Origin of the sequence: Pseudomonas sp. FG-3G (assembly GCF_901007645.1) — a bacterium.
Classification (GTDB): domain Bacteria; phylum Pseudomonadota; class Gammaproteobacteria; order Pseudomonadales; family Pseudomonadaceae; genus Aquipseudomonas; species Aquipseudomonas rhizophila.
In genome coordinates this window covers 29,209-48,182 of record NZ_CAAKGZ010000030.1, presented here as the reverse complement: position 1 = coordinate 48,182, position 18,974 = coordinate 29,209, and the positions used below count along the sequence as shown (strand labels likewise).

The 18,974-nt window shown below is 60.8% G+C and carries 20 protein-coding genes; 17 read left to right on the top strand and 3 right to left on the bottom strand.

Annotated elements, in window-relative coordinates:
- Positions 1 to 213: 213 nt before the first annotated feature.
- The 3 genes from fdxA to PSEUDOMOFG3G_RS20985 all read right to left on the bottom strand — a co-directional run bounded on the left by fdxA (position 214) and on the right by PSEUDOMOFG3G_RS20985 (position 4,278).
- Complete coding sequence (gene fdxA, locus PSEUDOMOFG3G_RS20995; RefSeq protein WP_047227589.1) at positions 214 to 537, bottom strand: ferredoxin FdxA; 324 nt, start codon at positions 535 to 537, stop codon at positions 214 to 216.
- Between the two features lie 142 nt (positions 538 to 679).
- On the bottom strand, positions 680 to 3,259 hold the full coding sequence (mutS, locus tag PSEUDOMOFG3G_RS20990) for a DNA mismatch repair protein MutS (protein WP_139051046.1): 2,580 nt from the start codon (positions 3,257 to 3,259) through the stop codon (positions 680 to 682).
- 659 nt (positions 3,260 to 3,918) lie between these two features.
- Positions 3,919 to 4,278, bottom strand: coding sequence for a DUF6124 family protein (locus tag PSEUDOMOFG3G_RS20985; protein ID WP_139051045.1), 360 nt, complete (start codon positions 4,276 to 4,278; stop codon positions 3,919 to 3,921).
- 645 nt (positions 4,279 to 4,923) lie between these two features.
- On the opposite strand from PSEUDOMOFG3G_RS20985, the gene PSEUDOMOFG3G_RS20980 reads away from it, so the two are divergent.
- The 17 genes from PSEUDOMOFG3G_RS20980 (at position 4,924) to PSEUDOMOFG3G_RS20900 (ending at position 18,861) form a co-directional block, all read left to right on the top strand.
- Positions 4,924 to 5,658 carry an XRE family transcriptional regulator gene (locus PSEUDOMOFG3G_RS20980; RefSeq protein ID WP_139051067.1) on the top strand — a complete coding sequence of 245 codons (735 nt, stop codon included), beginning with the start codon at positions 4,924 to 4,926 and terminating at the stop codon, positions 5,656 to 5,658.
- 515 nt (positions 5,659 to 6,173) lie between these two features.
- Positions 6,174 to 6,524, top strand: coding sequence for a phage holin family protein (locus tag PSEUDOMOFG3G_RS20975; protein WP_047229987.1), 351 nt, complete (start codon positions 6,174 to 6,176; stop codon positions 6,522 to 6,524).
- A gap of 47 nt (positions 6,525 to 6,571) precedes the next feature.
- Positions 6,572 to 7,084, top strand: a complete 513-nt coding sequence (locus PSEUDOMOFG3G_RS20970; protein WP_139051044.1) for a hypothetical protein — start codon at positions 6,572 to 6,574, stop codon at positions 7,082 to 7,084.
- A 3-nt stretch (positions 7,085 to 7,087) separates the two neighbouring features.
- Positions 7,088 to 7,699 (top strand): phage baseplate assembly protein V, encoded by a 612-nt coding sequence (locus tag PSEUDOMOFG3G_RS20965; protein WP_076386163.1) that lies wholly within the window; start codon positions 7,088 to 7,090, stop codon positions 7,697 to 7,699.
- Positions 7,700 to 7,710: 11 nt separating this feature from the next.
- Positions 7,711 to 8,043: a phage baseplate protein gene (locus PSEUDOMOFG3G_RS20960; protein ID WP_047229990.1), complete on the top strand. Its 333-nt coding sequence runs from the start codon at positions 7,711 to 7,713 to the stop codon at positions 8,041 to 8,043.
- Positions 8,040 to 9,035, top strand: a complete 996-nt coding sequence (locus tag PSEUDOMOFG3G_RS20955) for a baseplate J/gp47 family protein (RefSeq protein WP_139051043.1) — start codon at positions 8,040 to 8,042, stop codon at positions 9,033 to 9,035. The genes PSEUDOMOFG3G_RS20960 and PSEUDOMOFG3G_RS20955 overlap by 4 nt, the downstream gene beginning before the upstream one ends.
- A complete protein-coding gene (locus PSEUDOMOFG3G_RS20950; protein WP_139051042.1) occupies positions 9,032 to 9,667 on the top strand; it encodes a phage tail protein I in 636 nt (211 codons plus the stop codon). The genes PSEUDOMOFG3G_RS20955 and PSEUDOMOFG3G_RS20950 overlap by 4 nt, the downstream gene beginning before the upstream one ends.
- Complete coding sequence (locus PSEUDOMOFG3G_RS28160) at positions 9,668 to 11,812, top strand: phage tail protein (RefSeq protein ID WP_223194409.1); 2,145 nt, start codon at positions 9,668 to 9,670, stop codon at positions 11,810 to 11,812. It abuts the gene before it with no gap.
- A 5-nt stretch (positions 11,813 to 11,817) separates the two neighbouring features.
- Positions 11,818 to 12,219 (top strand): phage tail assembly chaperone, encoded by a 402-nt coding sequence (locus tag PSEUDOMOFG3G_RS20940; RefSeq protein ID WP_139051041.1) that lies wholly within the window; start codon positions 11,818 to 11,820, stop codon positions 12,217 to 12,219.
- A gap of 100 nt (positions 12,220 to 12,319) precedes the next feature.
- Positions 12,320 to 12,529, top strand: coding sequence for a hypothetical protein (locus PSEUDOMOFG3G_RS20935; protein ID WP_139051040.1), 210 nt, complete (start codon positions 12,320 to 12,322; stop codon positions 12,527 to 12,529).
- 2 nt (positions 12,530 to 12,531) lie between these two features.
- Positions 12,532 to 13,698, top strand: a complete 1,167-nt coding sequence (locus PSEUDOMOFG3G_RS20930; protein ID WP_139051039.1) for a phage tail protein — start codon at positions 12,532 to 12,534, stop codon at positions 13,696 to 13,698.
- Positions 13,698 to 14,204 (top strand): phage major tail tube protein, encoded by a 507-nt coding sequence (locus tag PSEUDOMOFG3G_RS20925; protein ID WP_076386151.1) that lies wholly within the window; start codon positions 13,698 to 13,700, stop codon positions 14,202 to 14,204. The genes PSEUDOMOFG3G_RS20930 and PSEUDOMOFG3G_RS20925 overlap by 1 nt, the downstream gene beginning before the upstream one ends.
- 179 nt (positions 14,205 to 14,383) lie before the next feature.
- Complete coding sequence (locus PSEUDOMOFG3G_RS20920) at positions 14,384 to 14,959, top strand: phage tail assembly protein (protein WP_139051038.1); 576 nt, start codon at positions 14,384 to 14,386, stop codon at positions 14,957 to 14,959.
- Between the two features lie 128 nt (positions 14,960 to 15,087).
- Positions 15,088 to 17,247 carry a phage tail tape measure protein gene (locus PSEUDOMOFG3G_RS20915; protein WP_139051037.1) on the top strand — a complete coding sequence of 720 codons (2,160 nt, stop codon included), beginning with the start codon at positions 15,088 to 15,090 and terminating at the stop codon, positions 17,245 to 17,247.
- The gene (locus tag PSEUDOMOFG3G_RS20910; protein WP_076386147.1) at positions 17,247 to 17,630 is read left to right on the top strand and encodes a phage tail protein; all 384 of its coding nucleotides are present in this window, start codon (positions 17,247 to 17,249) and stop codon (positions 17,628 to 17,630) included. The genes PSEUDOMOFG3G_RS20915 and PSEUDOMOFG3G_RS20910 overlap by 1 nt, the downstream gene beginning before the upstream one ends.
- On the top strand, positions 17,623 to 17,835 hold the full coding sequence (locus PSEUDOMOFG3G_RS20905) for a tail protein X (RefSeq protein ID WP_047230001.1): 213 nt from the start codon (positions 17,623 to 17,625) through the stop codon (positions 17,833 to 17,835). The genes PSEUDOMOFG3G_RS20910 and PSEUDOMOFG3G_RS20905 overlap by 8 nt, the downstream gene beginning before the upstream one ends.
- Positions 17,836 to 17,844: 9 nt before the next feature.
- Positions 17,845 to 18,861: a contractile injection system protein, VgrG/Pvc8 family gene (locus PSEUDOMOFG3G_RS20900; protein ID WP_076386145.1), complete on the top strand. Its 1,017-nt coding sequence runs from the start codon at positions 17,845 to 17,847 to the stop codon at positions 18,859 to 18,861.
- Positions 18,862 to 18,974: the final 113 nt, after the last annotated feature.

Below are 18,974 nucleotides of genomic sequence, written 5' to 3'. Positions count from 1 at the left end.
GTCCTGTGTCGACGGACAGACACACCTGTCACGGACGATGGGGAAGGAAGGACATCGCAGGATGCGATTCATCAGGACGATGAAAAGGATCAAAGGGATTAGGGAAAAAATGTGGGCGGGTCAAACCGCCCCTTTTTTTTGCCTGCGATTTATTGAATCCGAGAAAACAAAAAGGCCCGCAAGGGGCCTTTTTCAACGAGCGCAGGGGTGATATCAGCGTTCGAGTTCTTTGAGCTTGTCTGGCTTGCCATCCCACTCATCGGCTTCTGGCAGCTTGTCTTTCTTTTCGGTGATATTTGGCCAGATGTCCGCCAGTTCGGCGTTCAGCTCGATGAAGTTCTCCATGCCGGCCGGCACTTCGTCTTCCGAGAAGATGGCAGTCGCCGGGCATTCCGGTTCACACAGGGCGCAATCGATGCACTCGTCCGGGTGAATGACCAGGAAGTTCGGCCCTTCGTAAAAGCAGTCCACCGGACAGACTTCTACGCAGTCGGTGTACTTGCACTTGATGCAGTTGTCGGTGACGACGAAGGTCATTTCTAATTCTCTCCTCAGGCGGCGGCAGCGGAACCCCTTCACGGTGGGCTCGCCAGGTTCGGGAGCGATAGTCTGCGGACCAGGCTAATAGTCCGCAGCATCCCAAACCGCGCGAGATTCTACCAGCTTGAACGCCAGTGCGTTAGATCCGTGTCTTCAATGAATAAAGCAATTCAAGTGCCCGACGTGGCGTCAGGTCGTCCAGATCCACTTTGGCCAGTTCATCAAGCACCGGATGCGGCAGGCTGGCGAACAGGTCGCTCTGCTGCGGAGCCGCCGGTTTGCCTTTGCTCGGGCGCGGTGTTTCGTGGGGCAGGCTGGTGGTTTCCAGACGGCTCAGATGCTCGCGCGCACGGCTGATCACTTCGCTGGGGACGCCGGCCAGTTGCGCCACCGCCAGGCCGTAGCTCTGGCTGGCCGGGCCGGGCAGCACATGGTGCAGGAATACGATGCGCTCGTTGTGCTCGGTGGCATTGAGATGCACGTTAGCCACCAGTGGCTGGCTTTCCGGCAGTACGGTGAGTTCGAAATAGTGGGTGGCAAACAGCGTGTACGCCCGCAGGTGCGCCAGCCGTTCGGCCGCTGCCCAAGCCAGGGAGAGGCCGTCGAAGGTGCTGGTGCCGCGTCCGACCTCGTCCATCAGCACCAGGCTGCGTTCGGTGGCGTTGTGCAGGATGTTCGCGGTTTCGCTCATTTCCACCATGAAGGTCGAACGCCCGCCGGCCAGGTCATCGCTGGAACCGATGCGGGTAAAGATCCGGTCCACCAAGGACAATTCGCAACTGGCTGCCGGTACGAAACTGCCAATGTGGGCCAGCAGCACGATCAAGGCGGTCTGACGCATGTAGGTGGATTTACCGCCCATGTTCGGACCGGTGATCACCAGCATGCGGGTGTTGTCATCCAGGCTCAGGTCGTTGGCCACGAACGGCGTGGTCAATACCTGCTCAACCACCGGGTGACGACCCTGGGTGATGCGCATGCACGGCTCGCTGACAAACCGCGGGCAGTTGAGGTCCAGGTTCAGCGCGCGTTCGGCCAGGTTGCTCAGCACGTCCAGCTCCGCCAAGGCGCCGGCGGTGTCCTGCAGCGGCGGCAGTTGGCTGATCAAGTCTTCGAGCAGCGCCTCATAAAGCATCTTTTCCCGGGCCAGGGCGCGGCTCTTGGCCGACAACGCCTTGTCTTCGAACGCCTTGAGTTCCGGGGTGATGAAACGCTCGGCGCCTTTGAGCGTCTGGCGACGAATGTAGTCAGCTGGCGCCTGTTCGGCCTGTTTGCTCGGCAATTCGATGAAGTAACCGTGGATACGGTTGTAACCGACCTTGAGATTGGCCAGGCCGGTACGGGCTTTTTCCCGGGCTTCGAGGTCGATCAGGAACTGCCCGGCGTTCTCGCTCAGCGATTGCAACTCGTCGAGTTCGGCGTCGTAGCCGGTTTTCAGCACACCGCCGTCACGGATCACCGCTGGCGGGTTGTCGATAATGGCCTTTTCCAGCAGCGCAGCCAGCTCCGGGTAAGTGCTGGTGGTGCGCGCCAGTTGTTGCAGGTGCGGCGCTTCCAGGTCGGTCATCGCCACCTGAAGCTCGGGCAGGGCGCCGAGGGCATCGCGCAGGCGCGCCAGGTCACGGGGGCGGGCGTTGCGCAGGCCGATACGCGCCAGGATCCGCTCGATGTCCCCGATTTCCTTGAGTTGCGGTTGCAACTGCTCGAAGCGATAACGATCCAGCAGGCAGGTAATAGAGCTCTGACGCGCCAGCAGCACCGTCAGGTCTCGCAGCGGACGGTTCAGCCAACGGGTCAGCAGACGGCTGCCCATGGCGGTCTGGCAGCGATCGACCACCGATTGCAGGGTGTTGTCGCGCCCGCCGGCCAGGTTGGTGTCCAGCTCCAGGTTGCGTCGGCTCGCGCCGTCCAGCACCACGGTGTCATCCAGGCGCTCATGACGCAGGCTGCGCAAGTGGGGCAGGGCGGTGCGCTGGGTTTCCTTGGCGTAAGCCAGCAGGCAGCCGGCAGCGCTAATGGCCAGGGTCAGGTTTTCGCAACCGAAGCCTTTAAGGTCCTGAGTGGAGAACTGCTGGCAGAGACTTTTCAGCGCCGAGTCGCGCTCAAAATCCCACGGCGCCCGGCGCCGCACGCCACGGCGTTTTTCCGCCGGCAGGTCTTTGGGCCAGTCATCCGGGATCAGCAACTCCACCGGATTGACCCGCTCCAATTCCGCCAGCAGGTTTTCCCAGCCCTTGATTTCCAGCACCGAGAAATTGCCGCTGGTGATGTCCAGCACCGCCAGGCCGAACAGGCGCTCATCGCCCAGCACGGCGGCGATCAGGTTGTCCCGGCGTTCATCCAGCAAGGCTTCATCACTGACCGTGCCCGGCGTGATGATCCGTACGACTTGGCGTTCCACCGGTCCTTTACTGGTAGCCGGGTCGCCGACCTGCTCGCAGATCACCACCGACTCGCCGAGCTTGACCAGCTTGGCCAGGTAACCTTCCGCCGCGTGGTAAGGAATCCCACACATCGGAATCGCCATGCCCGCCGATTGCCCACGCGCCGTCAGGGTGATGTCCAATAGCTTGGCGGCTTTCTTCGCGTCCTCGTAGAAGATCTCGTAGAAGTCGCCCATGCGGTAGAACATCAGCTGATCGGGGTGCTGATTCTTCAGGCGCCAGTATTGTTGCATCATCGGCGTGTGGCTGGAGAGGTCGTTTACGGCTGTATTCATGGGTGTCAGGGAGGCTCGTTGAAAGGTGTGGGGCAAAAGGAGGGGCATTGGCCCGGCTTTTCCGCGATGGGCGCAAGGTTAACATGGGCGGTCGGGGGGGACCCAGGGATGAGTGTTGTTGGGATCGTATGTATATCCGTTGCTGCGGTAACGGCTGCTTATGGTTCCGCCCTTACGGCGGGTCACTTTCGAAAAGCGCGAAAGTAACCAAAGCGCTTCTGCCCCACCACTCGGTGCCTCGCTTAGGCTCGGCATGCCTGAACGAAGGCATTGCTCCGTGGGCCGCCGCGAAGGGCCATCCATGGCCCAGCGCGGCTAACCCGGCATCCATGCCGGGTTGCCCACTGCGCAATGCCTTCGTTCAGCCAGCGTGGTTAATGGGGCGCCGAGATCAACGTCCACCGCGAGGCGGCCTGATAGCCGACCTGGTTCTTGGTGGGTTCGCGTTTCTCCTGAGGGAGCGAGCCTGCTCGCGAAGGCGGTCTGACAGCCGGCCTGGTGCTCTGGCTGTACGCCGATCCAATTGTGGGAGCGAGCCTGCTCGCGATGACGGCTGCCAATACAACTTAGTTGTAACTGGACTACCGCTATCGCGAGCAAGCTCGCTCCCACAGTGATTACTCGGGCTTCTCTTAGGTCTCGGCTTGCATCGTGAATGCCTACCTCGGCTCAACCACATCCAGCGTCCGATTCGCCAGCAACTGCCCCAGTTCGATCATCTGCTGGACCCCCAGCGCGATATGCCGTCGCGAGCCCTCCAGGTCGAATGCCAGATCACTGACCATGGCGTTGGCCGAGGCCAGGGTTTCGCTGTGGTTGGCGAGCAGGCACTCGGCGTCGATGTTCGGAGCGATGACGTAAAGGGTATCGAGTGTGTCGGATGTTTCTTTGTCGGCTGGCGGCTTGAGGTAGTAGTTCAGAGCGCGGGTGGCGGCTTCGTCGAGTTTTTTGGCTTTGGCCGATTGGGTGCGGGCGATGTGATCGTCTGAAGTTGGGGGATTTGGAGTGTTCTTGAACATGCTTTTGGATCCTTGAGATTGAGCCACCACTCACTCGCGACTAAACGAGGGGGGGGCAGCTGTACGCAGGTTAGTCGACCGGGGATCCAAGGAACCGGCGCGCCCGAGGGCGCCCTGCGCACAGCCACCATCAAGTGCAGGAGTGGGGATACCTGACTGAATGGAGCAATGAGCACCTTGGAATACCGAGCGACTAAACCCGATCACTGATGGGCAGTGACGGGATCAAAAGTACTAATTGGATCCAAGGTGGACAAGCCGGCGGATTCTGGCGCAGTTGTAGGCAGAGGCGCAAGGCGACGTAGCCCGGCCTCGCAAATTTGAAGGACGCAGATCGGGCGGTTTCCCACGAGGTTGTAGGGGGTTTCCAAGCGCTGACAATAGCTGACACCAGCCCAGCGCGTTAGGGCCGTCTGCATCGGTGTTGAATGTTCCGCCGTCATCGCGAGCAGGCTCGCTCCCACAGTTTTACCGAGTCGTTCACAGAACTCGCATACACCCCAAATCCCCTGTGGGAGCGAGCTTGCTCGCGATAGCGGTGGTTCAGCTTGCATTGATGTTGGACGGAAACACTTCATCATCGATATGCATACTTATGCAAAACAGCATTTGTCTTCTGCAAAAAGAACCCGCATCATGCGCGCTATGCAAAAACGCAACGTTTCTTCCGTATTAAGAGCATTGCTCGATCAGCACGGGATCTCCCCCACGGAGCTTCACCGTCGTACCGGCGTGCCTCAGTCAACCCTGTCGCGGATTCTCAGCGGCAAGATTGTCGACCCTTCGGATAAACACATCTCGAAGATCGCCGAATACTTTGCCGTGAGTACCGATCAGTTGCGCGGGCGCGCGGACATTGCGTCTGCCGGCCATCCGCGCCGCGACGAGCCGCATTCCGAACTCAAGGACATAAGCCTGTGGGATGACGACACCCCCGTCGAAGAAGACGAGGTGTCGGTCCCTTTTCTGCGTGAGGTTGAATTGGCTGCTGGATCAGGAAGATTCGTCATCGAGGAAAGCGAGCGCTCAAGTCTGCGCTTTGGCAAGCGCAGCCTGCGTCATAACGGCGTGCAGTTCGACCAGGCCAAATGCGTGACGGTACGCGGCAACAGCATGTTGCCAGTGCTGCGCGATGGCGCCACGGTCGGGGTGAACGCAGGCAAATGCGGGATCGGCGACATCGTCGACGGCGATCTCTATGCCATCAACCACAACGGTCAACTGCGGGTGAAGCAGCTTTACCGCCTGCCCACCGGCATCCGCCTGCGCAGCTTCAACCGCGACGAGCATCCAGATGAGGACTACACCTTCCAGGACATGCAGGATGAGCAAATCGTCATCCTCGGCCACGTCTTCTGGTGGGGAATGTACGCCCGTTAACCCCTCCGCTGTCAGATAAAACCCGCCATCGTGCGGGTTTTTTTACGCCTGTGAAAATCCCCTGACCCCTGTGTTTGCTGGGCTTTATGCGTCTATGCATTCGCCGCGCATAAATAAATGCATTTACGCATTGACTGTATATGCATCCATGCATATTCTGTGTCCAAGCCGCTCGACAAAGCGGCTGGCAACGAAGCTCTTTAGTTCCACCAACAGGCAGCGATGAACCGGCCTTAACGGTTCAGAGGGTTGGCAACTGACCCGGGTGTGCAGCGTAAAGCACCAGAAGCAGTTATCCGGCGGGCAGGGACCGCGGTCGGAAAAACAATATGAATGGATCCGTACCGCGCCAGTCGCGCCGAAAGATCAACTTCCTTCTGGCCATCGGCCAGGGAAGGCGAAGGACCGCATTACTGAAAAGCCCGGTTCACCCCGGGCTTTTTGGAATGCCTACCTCAAGAGACATCGTTTGAACCCAACACACATTTCTCATCCATCACCCCAGGAGGCGTGACATGACAAACGAGCAACAAGCGTTGCTGGACATGCCGATCTGGCTGGTCATCGTGCTCGCCCTGGTGGGCGGCGTGACCGGCGAGATGTGGCGTGCCGACAAAGAGGGCGCCCGCGGCTGGTCGCTACTGCGTCGCCTGGCCCTGCGTTCCGGCGCCTGCATGGTCTGCGGCGTCTCGGCGATCATGCTGTTGTACGCCATGGGCCTGTCGATCTGGGCCGCAGGAGCCTTCGGTTGCCTGACGGCGATGGCCGGGGCGGACGTGGCCATCGGGCTTTACGAACGCTGGGCCGCCAAGCGGATGGGCGTCAGTGAGCTGCCGCCGCGTGATTCCCGTTCCGACCAACATTGATCCCTCGCTGCTGATCTTCGTGCCGCCATAAAAAACAGGAGACCTTGATGCCTGCCGCCCTCGAAAAACCGTCGCAGCTGTTCTTCGCCATTGCCCAGACGCTACGCGCCACTTATCCCACTTTGAAAATCGGCAGCCCCCAGGAGTTCGATGGCACCGACGACCAACCCTGGGTGCTGATTGCCCTCGAACGTGATGCGTCAGGCAACCGCGCCAACGACGGACGTATCGCCCATGTCCTGACGGTTTCCCTGCAAGTGGTCATGGCCGTTGCGGGATGGGAGGCGTGCGATCTGGCCGGTGAGCTGAAACATCTGGTGGTGGATAACCGCTGGGGGCTGTCGGGCGATCAATGTGATCTGCCCACGGAGATCGATGGCCGTGCATCCACGTTCACCCACGAAGCCCGGGCATACACCGCCTGGACCCTTTCCTTCACTCAAACCCTGTACCTCGGCCCGACGCTGCTGGAGGACCCGTTGGGCATCCCGAAATTTGCCCGGACCTGGGAAGTCTCGAACATCGATGACCCGGCTCAATACACCGCACTTGAGGGCTGACCCATGTTTGATGCGCTATTACGGATGCATCTGGGGCCGCTCATCGAGCGTCTGGCCGAGATGGAAACCGAGCTGGAAGACCTGCATCGGCGCGCCGACAGTTTCTGTCGCATCGGCGTTTGTCAGGAAGTCGACGCGGCCAGCAACACCTGCAAGGTCAGCCATGGCGAATTGCTGACCCCCGCGATCCGTTTTTTCAATCCCAGCGCTGGCGAACAGAGCGAGTCGCGGATTCCCTCCGTGGGCGAGCAGTGCCTGCTGCTGAACCATGGCGGCGGTGAGAGCGGTGGGCAGTCGGTTGCGTTGTTCGGCCTCAATGGCGGTCAATTCCCGCCCGTCTCCACACAGGCATCACTGACGCGACGCCGCTATCAGGACGGCACGGAAAACGGCTACGACCACGCCAGCCATGTCCTGCACTGGCAAAACGGCCCGACGGCATTCACCGGTTCCCGTGAGTCCATCGACTTAAGCATTGGCCCGGCGAGGCTGGCGATGACGCCGCAGGCCATCGAATTGCAACTGGGCGCCGTCGGCATACGGCTCGACGCGTCCGGTGTGCACCTGAGCGGCCCGGTGGTGGATCACCAGGGGCGCGTCATCAGTACCGCATAAGAGATTTCCTCATGATTGGAATCGATCGAAATACCGGCGCCACGGTCGACGACTGGCTGCAGTTCGTGCAGCGCGCCACCCGTGCATTGACCACGCCGTTGGGCACTCGCCAGAAGCGCCCTCTGTATGGCTGCGCCCTCACGCAATTGCTCGGGCAGAACCTCGGCGATGACCTGCTGATCCTTGCCCAGAGCCACGCGGCCCAAGCGTTCTACAACCCGGACAACGGCATCGGCGACTTCGAGCCGCAGGTCATTGTTGCCAGCCGACACGGCGCCGGCTTGTTGTTGCGCTTCGCCGGCACCTGGAAAAACCGCAAACAGACTTTCGAGGTGGTGACATGAGCATGTTGATACCCGGCCAGAACCAATTGGCCGAACCGGCAATCGTCACTGTCGAAGCGTTCGAAGACTTGCTCGCAGAGTTCAAGACCTTCGTGGTCGAGTACGTCGCCGCACGCTCTCCCGCCAGCGCGGCGAAGCTGGTGGACAGCCTCGAAAACGAAAGCGAATTGCTGACCCTGGCCCTGGAGGCGTTCTGCGTCCGCCTGCAAACCCACGAACGCAAATACAACGCCCGCATCAAGCAGATGCTGGCGTGGTGGGCCACGGGGACCAACCTCGATGCCCGCCTCGCGGACATGGGCCTCGAACGCCAGTTGCTCGATCCTGGCGACCCGGCAGCATTCCCGCCCATCCCTCCGGTTTACGAGAGCGATGATGACGCCCGCTTGCGCTATTACCTTGCGCCCCATGCCCCGGCGGCCGGCTCGCGCATGCAGTATCGGCGGGAGATTTTTACCCTGGGTGAACGGCCCGTCGTGAAGGTGGAAAACGCCTCGGCCGGTGTCGTGACGGTTACCTACACCTTCAACCCGGATGGCTATGCGGCGCAGGTCAAGGACGGCAACGGACGCCGCACCGCGCCGGGCGAAGTCACGGTCACGGTGCTGTCCCGGGAGGGCGATGGCACACCGTCCGAGACACTCCTTGAGGGTGTTCGTCAGCACTTCGCTCGTCCTGATGTGCGACCGGAGACGGATCACGTCATCGTCCAGGCTGCGCAAATCAAACCCTACAAAATCCGCGTCGTGGCGAAGATCAATGCCGGCCCGGATTCGGGTTTGACCCAGGTTGCGGCACAACAGCAGCTGCAGGCGTACGCCGAGGCCTGTCATCACTTGGAGGGCCGGGTGGACCCGAGTTGGATCGACTACACGCTGCACAGCGCGGGGGCGGTTCAGCTGCAGATTCTCGAACCGCTCGAGCCGATTGTGACAACGGCTTTTCAAGCTCCGTACTGCACGGGTGTCGAGGTCGAGGTGGATACGTTATGAGTGACGACACACCTCGCCCAAGCCTGCTGCCGGCCAACAGTTCGCCGCTGGAAAGGGCGCTCGATCTGGGTTTCGCCCGGCTGCTGGAGCGTATCGATCCGCCGTTTCCCGAGTTGATGAATCCGGCAGCCACGCCTTTGGCGTTCCTGCCCTATCTCGCGGCGGATCGCGGGGTCAGTGAGTGGAGCTCTGCGGCGCCCGAAGCTGAAAAGCGCCTGACGGTTGAACTGGCCTGGCCCACCGCACGGCAAGCCGGGACGCGAAAGGCGCTGGAAAACGCCGCCAAGGGTTTGCAACTGATGCCTGAGGTGCGCGCTTGGCATGAGCAAACGCCCCCCGGCCCGCCCTACAGCTTTTACGTCAGGGCGTTTACCGAACAGCCCTACAGCGAAGCCATCGACGCCCGTCTCGACCGCCGTCTGGCCGACGCCAAAAGCGAGCGCGACACCTTGACGGTCTCTGTCGGCTTGAGTGCGTTCGGCCGTCACGTCATCGGCGCCGCCACGGTGTGCGGCGAACTCACCACGGTTTATCCGATTGTCATCGAAGGGCTTGAAGCCTCGGGCCAGGCCTTCAAGGCCGCCGCGCTCTACACCGTCGAAACCTCCACTATTTATCCACAGGGGTCCTAAATGGCCGACTACTACACCCTGCTCACCGATGCGGGGATCGCCTACGAAACCGCCTGCAAGGCGGCGGGCACACCGATCAAGCTGTCGCAGATTTCTGTCGGTGACGGCGGCGGCGAAGTTTACAACCCGGCCGCAACCGCCACGGCGCTCAAACGCGAAGTGTGGCGCGGGCCACTCAATGCGCTGTTCCAGGATGAGAAAAACCCGAGCTGGTTGCTCGCTGAAGTCACCATCCCGCCCGACGTGGGCGGCTGGTATGTGCGTGAGGCCGGGATCTGGACCGATACCGGGGTTCTGTATGCGATCGTCAAATATCCGGAGTCGTTCAAGCCGGTGTTGGCGACGTCGGGTTCGGGGAAAGAGTTTTATATCCGGTCTATTTTCGAGACCAGTAATGCTGAGTTGGTGACGCTGCTGATTGATGACACGGTGGTCAAGGCGACGCGGGCTTGGGTTGCCAGCTACGTCGCTGATGAGCTGGCCAAGCTCGACAGGAAGCAGTCTGTGCGGGTGGCGACGACGGCTAACATTGTTTTGAGTGGTGCCCAGGCGATTGACGGTGTTGCCGTGGTTGCCGGGAATCGGGTGCTTGTTAAATCCCAGACCTTGGCGAAAGACAACGGTATCTACGTTGCTGCGAACGGCGCTTGGGTTCGGGCAAAGGATGCTGATGCGAATGCCGAGGTTACTTCAGGATTGAGTGTTCCGGTCGAAGAGGGGGCGACGCTTGCTAATACGATTTGGCAGTTAGTTACGGATGGTGGGATTGTTCTGGGCACTACGGCGTTGAGTTTTCAGAATGTGACGCAGGGGTTTGCGCCTCTTAATTCCCCGGCCTTGTCGGGCACACCAACGGCCCCGACAGTAGCGGGAACCGACAACAGCTCCCAGATTGCTACGTCAGCGGCGGTTCGGGCCATCATGGCTCAGTTTGGTTTGGGTGCTACCGCATTCAACTATGCCGGGAACCTCGACACTCTCTCGCTGACTGGCGTGTACATGGTCACCACCAGTACAACCGGTACCAAGCCAGTTTATCCAGAGCCGCAAGGCACGGGGGCAATCCCGAACGGTACTGTGTTTCACATGGAGCGCGGCAATAGCAACATGGCTACGCAATTTTGGGATTCATTGGTGAACGCCATTCTGCCGATCACCTGCATGCGCACGCGTACTGCTAACGGTGTCTGGACTCCCTGGACGCAGATATGGAGTAGCGGCAACACGCCAAAACAGGCTAACCCGCTCGATTTAACTCCGGGCGCCATGCTTGGCACAGGGTCGTTTGGGGTCGGCCGGGCAATCGTCGGTACAGCGCAGGATTTGAATGACTACACAGTGCCTGGTGATTACCTGACAGCCGCGGCTGGCCAGCTCAACCTCCCACCTGGTTGGAGTCCTACCAGACGTTACGGTCTCAAGGTTTCTGGCCTTTCCAATGTTGGCGAGCGTCTGACGCAAACGCTGATCTCGGGAATGTCGGGGGATGAGGTTGGCATGGCGATCCGTGCACGTCGTGAGGATGGGCAGTGGAAAGACTGGGAGGAAATCACAACCAGTCGACACGGCCCTTTCAAGGCGACTCAGACCTACAAGGCCGCAGGGGTGTTTACCTGGGCGGTGCCAGCCGGGGTTAAGAAGGTCTGGGTTACGGTAATTGGGGGTGGGGGCGGCGGCGGTCGTGCAAGAGTCTCCGGGGCAGGATCAGGTGGCGGTGGTGGCGGTGGTTGGGCGCAAAAGTTAGTTGATCTCTCGAACGTAACCAGCGTTACCGTGACTGTAGGCGCTGGTGGCGATGGCGCTACCGTGGAGGGAAGCATCGGTGAAACCGGCGCAACATCGTCGTTTGGAACCTATCTATCCGCAACCGGTGGGATTGGTGGCATAGGCAACGCGGCGGCGGGTTTGGCGAATGGACCTGGGAATGGCGGGGTCGGTACTGGTGGGGATTTCAATACGTCTCTTGGGGTTGGGCACGTTAGCTATGGGACTGTGGGCGGCTCAGGTGGCGGACCCGGCGGTCGATGCACGCAAGGGCCATATCCAGGTAACGGGGGTATGGGGCCTGGCGGCGGTGGGTCAGGTGCGTACTTCGGCTACAACGGCGGCCCCGGTGCCGCCGGCAACGTAATTATTCAGTGGTGATCAGCATGTGGGCAAGAATCGAAAACGGGACGGTAGTCGAAACTACCGACGTTGATCCAACGGAACGCTTCCACCCCGATCTGTTGTGGCGGGCTTGTCCCGAGGATGTTCGGCCGGACTGGACGTTAACGGACGGCGAGTTTTCTCCGCCACCGGCAATTTCTACTTCCGAGCAGGTCGATACCGAGCGGGTATGGCGTAACTATGAATTGCAAAGCACGGAATGGCTTGTAACACGACACCGCGATGAACAGGACATTGAGCACGAGACCACGCTTACGGCCGCTCAATATTCTGAACTACTTGGCTACCGGCAGGCACTTCGGGATTGGCCGCAAACAGTTACTTTCCCAAGTACTGAGTCGCGGCCGATTGCACCCCCTTGGCTCGCTGACCAACCCCAATAAAACGCCCCGCACCGACGGGGCGTTTTCTTTTCCGCAACATCACAAAAACCTGACAACAGCCCCGCACACACGGGGCTTTTTCGTATCTGGAGAACCCCAAATGGCACTACGCCAAACCTACACCGTGCTCCTCCCATTCCCCACCGGCGGCGGCCATTGGTCGAGTGTTGGGCAGGAACTCGACCTGCTCGACGTCGAGGCCAACGCTTGGCATAGCGCTGGTCGTCTGCAGTTGAAAAAAACCGAGGTCGCCGAAGCGGCTTCTGCATCCACCCCGGCCAAAAAGGCCACAACCAAAAAGGCTGAATAACCATGGCTGAGGTTTTGAACTTCGAGCACAACGGCATCACCGTCAATGCCACTGAATCTCCCGAGGCCATGGGTGGCCTGGGCGACAACGTCATCGGGCTGGTCGGCACCGCGCCGAATGCCAACCTGTTGATTCCGAAAAACACCCCATTTCGCATCAACAGCTTCACCACTCAGGCCCAGTTGGACCCGACCGGTGCTGAGGCGGGGACGCTGTTTCAGGCGGTTTACCAGATCCTCAAAGTGGTCAAGGTGCCGGTCTACGTGGTCATCGTCGAAGAGGGTGCCACACCGGCCGACACGCAGAACAACGTGATTGGCGGCATCGAGGCCGAGACCGGGCGCAAACTCGGTCTGGCGGCGCTCAGTGGGGTCGCTGAAGACCTGACCATCATCGGCGCGCCAGGCTTCACCGGCACCAAGGCGGTAGCGAGCGAGTTCGCCTCGTTCGGCAAGCGTATCAAGGCGCGTGTGGTGCTCGACGGCAAGGACGCTGCGGTTGCTGATCAAGTGACCTACAGCCAGGAACTGGGCGGCGCGGAACTCGGTTTCGATCGTTGCCTGGTGGTGCACAACATGCCGGCGGTGTACTCGAAAGCGGCGAAGAAAAACGTCTTCCTGGCGCCGTCGAGCCTGGCCATCGCCGCACTGGCCAAGGTCAAGCAATGGGAGAGCCCGGGCAACCAGGTGACCTATGCCGAAGACGTCTCGCGCACCGTGGAATACAACATCCTCGACACCTCCACCGAAGGCGATCTGCTCAACCGTTACGGCGTTTGCTACTACGCCCGGACCATTCTCGGCGGCTTCTCGCTGCTGGGTAACCGCTCCGTCACTGGCAAGTTCATCAGCTACGTCGGCCTGGAAGATGCCATCAGTCGCAAGCTGGTGAAAGCCGGCCAGAAGGCCATGGCCAAGAACCTGACCAAATCGTTCATGGATCAGGAGGTCAAGCGCATCAACGACTGGCTGCAAACCCTGGTCGCCGACGAAACCATCCCCGGCGGCAGCGTGTACCTGCACCCGGAATTGAACAGCGTCGAGAAGTACAAGAACGGCACCTGGTACGTGGTCATCGACTACGGCCGCTACGCGCCGAACGAACACATGATTTATCAACTCAATGCCCGCGATGAAATCATCGAGCAGTTCCTGGAGGACGTTCTCTAATGTTTACCAACCGCGTAAGACAGGCCATCGCGGCCACCCTGCAAGGCCTGCCGTTGTCGGCGACGGTGGAAGAGTTCACGCCGCCGAAGATCGAGTTCGACATGGAGGCGATGGTCGGTGGACGCTTCATTGCCGAAGAAATGGCCAAGAGCGGCAAGGTGCTGAACGCTACCCTCGTACTGCAAGGAGCCGGGCCGGAAATCATGCTCGCCCTGGGTGTGCAACTAGGCGATGACATTCTGCTGAACGTGCGTGAAGCCGGTCAGGATCAGGATGGCAACACCTGGTTCACCTACCACACCGTCGGCGGCAAGCTCAAATCCCTGGAAGAGGCCAAGCTGAAGATGGGCGACAAACCCACCACGACACTTGAGCTGGCCTGCCGTACCTACAACCGTCTCGAAAATGGTGTCCCGGTGATCGACATCGACGTGCGCACCCAGAAGTTCGTGCTCAACGGCGTCGACATCCTCGGCGACGCCCGTCGTGCGGTGTTGTTGCCCTAAACAAATGCCTGGCAACTGAACGCAATCCGGTGGGAGCGAGCCTGCTCGCGATAGCGGTGTGTCAGACACCTTGATGCTGGGTGTACCGCCGTCATCGCGAGCAGGCTCGCTCCCACAGGTTGCGTCCTCCACTGACCGGCACCGCGCAACTTCCCATGATTGACCAAGGAATTCATTTCATGTCCTGGACACCTCCTGTTCACGTCTTGCTGTCGCCGATCACCGGTGATGACGGGGCGCAAATCGAGCAGCTTCAGCTCAAGCCGCTGCACTACGCCGCACAGAAAGATGCCCTGGCCCGTGCCGGCGACGATGAGGACGATCAGTTTTTCGAGCTGGCCAAAATGGCCACTGGCCTGTCGGTCAAGGAGCTGGATCAGCTCAAGCGCCCGGACTACGTGAGCATTGCGCAATACGTGCACGAAATGTCCACTCGCCCGACGTCCCACTTTCTGGAATCGACGGAAGGCGCAGCAGTCGACCCCGACCAGGTGCAACTGCTCCAAACGCTCAACGTCGCTGGCCGCAGCCTGACCTCGCTGACCCTGGAAATGCCCGTGCTGCGAGCGACCAAGGCGATGAAAAAACTGAAGACGGCCAAGGAACGCGCCGAGTTCATCACCGCCCATTGCACCGGCCTGATGATTCCCGATCTGGACCTGCTGACCGTGCCCGACTGGACACAGCTTCAGGTACGCATCGACGATTTTTTAAACAAACCGGCGGACTTCTTTCGGAGCGCGACATCGAAGTGATCCTCGATGTGGTGCCGCTCATTTACCCGGTAAGTGAAGCGGAAATTCTGGAGTGGGACGTCGGCAAGGCATTACGTCGTTACGACATCGCGATGACTCGCCTTGGCGTGAAAAAGGAGTAGGGCCGGATGGCGGACGATAAATATTCGCTCAAATACGCAGCCTTCAATGAGAGCGGGCTGGCGTTCGGTAATACCAGCCTCACGAGTGGTGTGGCAGCGCAAGGTGCGTTCGCCGGGGATCAGCTGTCGAGCCTCGATCGGGTGCTGGAAAAACTCGGGCTCAAACTCGGGTTGTTGACCACGGCGATTGAGTCGCTGACCGTGAAACTGTCGGCGCAACGATTGTTCTCCCAAACGATGGGCGCCGGCGCCAAGGGTGAGTCAGCCAGTGAGCCTAAGGGTAAGTCGGGTGGCGGTATCGAACCACCGGTGCTGCTCAAACCGGCGATAGCGATGGATTCGGCCATGGCCGATCTGAAAAAGGCCAGCCAATTCGGGCCGCGCCAGATTCAACAGGTGGGTGAGTCAACCCAGCAGATCGCCACCGCACCGCTGGTGGCGGCCGGGGGCACCACGGCGGTTGACGTGGTGAGGATGCAAAGCCTGGCGGCCAGGAAAGGCATCGGTAGCGATGTGCACGATGCCTCGGAGCGACAGTTGGTCCTGTCGAACTTCGCCTCGGATGCTGGCGTCACCGCGGCGGCGTTCGAGATGCCGGCCATGAAGGCCGCCGAAATGCTGGCCGACTGGCGCATCTCCATGAAGCTCAGCGGCGCGCAAGCCTTTGACTTGGCGGATGCCGCCAACCAATTGGGCAAATTACCCAACGGTGCGAAAGCGGCTGAGATTGGCGCGGTCTTGCAGCATGACGGTGCCGCTGCGACGACGGCGGGCCTGGCCCCTGCACAAGCCGCCGCGTTGACGGCGGCATTGCTCAATACCGGTACCCAACAAGCTGAAGCCGGGGTGGCGCTGGATAGTTTCACGACGGCCCTGGGCAAGGGTGACCAGGCCTCCGCCACCGAGCAAACGGCCTGGAAACAGCTGGGTCTGGCGCCCACGGCGGTGGCGAGCGGCTTGCGTGACCAGGACACGGCGTCTGGCACGGTGATGACGGTGCTGGCGGCCTTGAACGCGCAACCGGCCGACAAGCGCTCGGCCCTTGCCGGCACGCTCTTCGGCAATGGCGATGAGGCGGTGCTGCGCATGGCGCAGAAACTGCCTGATGTGAACGCAGCCTTCTTGCAGGTGAAAGACCCAGGCCAATATGCCACGTCGCAATTGGGCAACGACGGCTCGGTGCGGCAGGACGCGTTGGCGCTGTCGAAAACCCAACAAGGCCAGCTGAACATCCTCAACGCCCGTAGCGAGCGTTTGTCGGTGGCTACGGGAAATGCCCTGATGCCTTCGGCGGATACCTCGTCCCAGTGGCTGGGTTCGCTGGCCGATGGCATGAGTGAATTGGCTGAATCCTCACCTAAAGCCACCGCTGCAATTGTGCTTGTTGCCGCAGCGATCAAACCGCTGGTGGGTGTGCTGCTCAAGGCCGTAGTGGATGAAATGTCCAGTCAGGTGGCCAAGCGAGTGCTGGGTAGGGCCGCCCCGCACCTTCCCGGCCGATTGGGTGAGGTGATCTCCGAAGATTTCAGAAATCCTCGTGTGGGCAAGCTGGATACAAGCAATGCCAACCAGCGTCCCGAATCCACGAGAAGGCCACGAGGCTCACAGGGAGGCGCAGGGCGTTTTTCACTCGCGCCAACGGCCTCATTGCGCTCGATGACTCGCGAGGCGCCCGGCCCGTTGAAAGTCGTCGGCGCCGTCGCTGATGTAGCCGAGGGAGTGCTCACCGGCGACAAACGGATGATGGGCGCAGGCCTGGGAGCCGCAGGTGGCGGCTGGGCAGGCGCTGCCGCAGGTTCCGCGGCCGGTGCCGCTTTGGGCAGCGTCGTTCCGGTGATCGGCACTGCCATTGGTGGGCTGATCGGCGGACTGCTGGGCGGTTGGTTGGGGAGCGATGCCGGGGCGTCTCTGGGCGAAAAACTCGTCGCACCCACCGACAGACTCGCCGCTCCAGAGCAGGTCAGCAAAGACCTGACCAGCACCCCGACAACCACTCATCAGAACACCATGACCGCAAACATCTACATCAACGGCCAGGACCAGGCCAGCGCCAGTCAGTTGGCCAACCTGGTTGTGCAACAGCTCTCGGGCCAGTTCGGCCTGACAACCATGCCCAACTCACTCGCCATGCGCAGTGACGCGGCGCTGACTGACGGAGGTACGTGATGCGTCAGCAAATGGCACTGGGCAGTTTCATTTTCGGTCTGTCCAGAAACTTCGCCTACCACTCCTTGGTCCGCACCTCGGATGGCGGTTGGAAAAGCATCGACATCCTCACCAGCAAACCCAAATCCAGTCAGGTCGGTCAAGGGCTGCAAGCGCTGACGATCACCGGCAAGTCGATGTACGCCACTGCCATGGACCGACTCGATGAGCTGCGTGCATTACAGGCCCGACGCGCTCCGGTGCCGTTGGTTGACGGCATCGGCCGCAACTGGGGGCTGTGGCAGATCAACAAGGTGTCGGAAACCCAGACCGAGGTCATTGATGACGGCACCGCGATGGTGGTCGGCTGGGTGATTGAATTGACGGAGTTCGCCAATGCGTAGGGTTCGAAGTATCGCCGGTGATTCGGTGAATCTGTTGCTGTACCGCGAGCTTGAGCGTTGTGACGATGCCGCCGAAGAGGCGCTCTGGCGACTCAATCCGAAGCTGGCCGAGTGGGGGCCGGTATTGCCGGCGGGTGTATGGATTGTCCTGCCGGAAGTGGATCTACAACCCGTCGCACCCACACCGGTTTCGGCCTGGGATTAAGGAGGCAATATGTCACTGGGTTTCACGCCAGCGGTGGAAATCTACGGTGCGAACGCGGCGCTGCTCAACGAACGCTTGCTCAGTTGGACGCACATCGACGCGGCGGGGATTGAGTCCGATCAACTGACGCTCACCATCAGCCTGGAAGGGCTTGAAGGATTGCCCAGCCTGGGCGGGAAAATCGGCCTGCGGGTCGGTTATCTGGAGTCGGGGCTGGTGGATAAAGGCGAGTTCGTCGTGACCCGGCGCACGCCGACGCTGTTTCCCCTGCGCCTGACGCTTGTCGCGACGGCGGCGCCGTTCAGTGCGGCCGATCAGACCGGTTTCAAGCAGCGCCGATCCGTCAGTCATGGCCCGACGACCCTGGGCGCGCTGTTTCGTCAGTTGACCTCCAGACACGGGTTTTCCCCGCGTGTGGCGCCGGACCTGGCGCTGATAAAAATCGAGCACATCGATCAGTCCAACGAAACCGACATGGGTTTTCTGACGCGACTGGCTCACCGTTATGACGCCGTCGCCAAGCCGGTCAACGAGCTGTATGTGCTGGCGCGCCGGGGGCAGGCGAAGTCTTTGTCGGGCAAAGTCCTGCCCGAGACAAAACTGTCGGTGACGACGAATAACCGCCCGGGCGACAACGCCTTTATCTCCGCCGTCCTGGATGACACCGCCCGGGCGAAATACCAGGGCTGCAAGGCCAGTTGGTGGGATGCGGCGGCAGGAAAAATGCGGGTCGAGGAGAGCGGCATCGCGCCGTTCAAGACCCTTCGCCAGCGCTTTCAAAGCGCCAACGATGCTCGCGCCGCCGGTGAAGGCGAGGTACGCCGGATGATGCGCGAAGCACTCAAGGTGGCGATCGAGTGCCCGGGCAATCCAGGTTTGTGTGCCGAAGGCATCGTGCTGTTGGACGCCTCCTGGCCGGACTTCATGCGCGGGCGCTGGTCGATCGACAAAGTCACCGCCAGCGGCGATCGGGAAAAAAGCTATCGCAGCAGGATTGATGCAACCTGCCTGGATGCCAGGGCCTAAACACCACTCCCCTGTGGGAGCGAGCCTGCTCGCGATGAGGCCGTCATAGCCAGCATTGATGTTGCCTGACACACCGCCATCGCGAGCAGGCTCGCTCCCACAGTTCTGACTGC

Coding starts and splice junctions, on each gene's coding strand:
- fdxA (WP_047227589.1), bottom strand. CDS start 537: ATGACCTTCGTCGTCACCGACAACTGCATCAAGTGCAAGTACACCGAC.
- PSEUDOMOFG3G_RS20975 (WP_047229987.1), top strand. CDS start 6,174: ATGACAAACGAGCAACAAGCGTTGCTGGACATGCCGATCTGGCTGGTC.
- PSEUDOMOFG3G_RS20965 (WP_076386163.1), top strand. CDS start 7,088: ATGTTTGATGCGCTATTACGGATGCATCTGGGGCCGCTCATCGAGCGT.
- PSEUDOMOFG3G_RS20900 (WP_076386145.1), top strand. CDS start 17,845: ATGTCACTGGGTTTCACGCCAGCGGTGGAAATCTACGGTGCGAACGCG.
- PSEUDOMOFG3G_RS20955 (WP_139051043.1), top strand. CDS start 8,040: ATGAGCATGTTGATACCCGGCCAGAACCAATTGGCCGAACCGGCAATC.
- mutS (WP_139051046.1), bottom strand. CDS start 3,259: ATGAATACAGCCGTAAACGACCTCTCCAGCCACACGCCGATGATGCAA.
- PSEUDOMOFG3G_RS28160 (WP_223194409.1), top strand. CDS start 9,668: ATGGCCGACTACTACACCCTGCTCACCGATGCGGGGATCGCCTACGAA.
- PSEUDOMOFG3G_RS20970 (WP_139051044.1), top strand. CDS start 6,572: ATGCCTGCCGCCCTCGAAAAACCGTCGCAGCTGTTCTTCGCCATTGCC.
- PSEUDOMOFG3G_RS20925 (WP_076386151.1), top strand. CDS start 13,698: ATGTTTACCAACCGCGTAAGACAGGCCATCGCGGCCACCCTGCAAGGC.
- PSEUDOMOFG3G_RS20935 (WP_139051040.1), top strand. CDS start 12,320: ATGGCACTACGCCAAACCTACACCGTGCTCCTCCCATTCCCCACCGGC.
- PSEUDOMOFG3G_RS20915 (WP_139051037.1), top strand. CDS start 15,088: ATGGCGGACGATAAATATTCGCTCAAATACGCAGCCTTCAATGAGAGC.
- PSEUDOMOFG3G_RS20905 (WP_047230001.1), top strand. CDS start 17,623: ATGCGTAGGGTTCGAAGTATCGCCGGTGATTCGGTGAATCTGTTGCTG.
- PSEUDOMOFG3G_RS20980 (WP_139051067.1), top strand. CDS start 4,924: ATGCAAAAACGCAACGTTTCTTCCGTATTAAGAGCATTGCTCGATCAG.
- PSEUDOMOFG3G_RS20950 (WP_139051042.1), top strand. CDS start 9,032: ATGAGTGACGACACACCTCGCCCAAGCCTGCTGCCGGCCAACAGTTCG.
- PSEUDOMOFG3G_RS20960 (WP_047229990.1), top strand. CDS start 7,711: ATGATTGGAATCGATCGAAATACCGGCGCCACGGTCGACGACTGGCTG.
- PSEUDOMOFG3G_RS20930 (WP_139051039.1), top strand. CDS start 12,532: ATGGCTGAGGTTTTGAACTTCGAGCACAACGGCATCACCGTCAATGCC.
- PSEUDOMOFG3G_RS20920 (WP_139051038.1), top strand. CDS start 14,384: ATGTCCTGGACACCTCCTGTTCACGTCTTGCTGTCGCCGATCACCGGT.
- PSEUDOMOFG3G_RS20940 (WP_139051041.1), top strand. CDS start 11,818: ATGTGGGCAAGAATCGAAAACGGGACGGTAGTCGAAACTACCGACGTT.
- PSEUDOMOFG3G_RS20910 (WP_076386147.1), top strand. CDS start 17,247: ATGCGTCAGCAAATGGCACTGGGCAGTTTCATTTTCGGTCTGTCCAGA.
- PSEUDOMOFG3G_RS20985 (WP_139051045.1), bottom strand. CDS start 4,278: ATGTTCAAGAACACTCCAAATCCCCCAACTTCAGACGATCACATCGCC.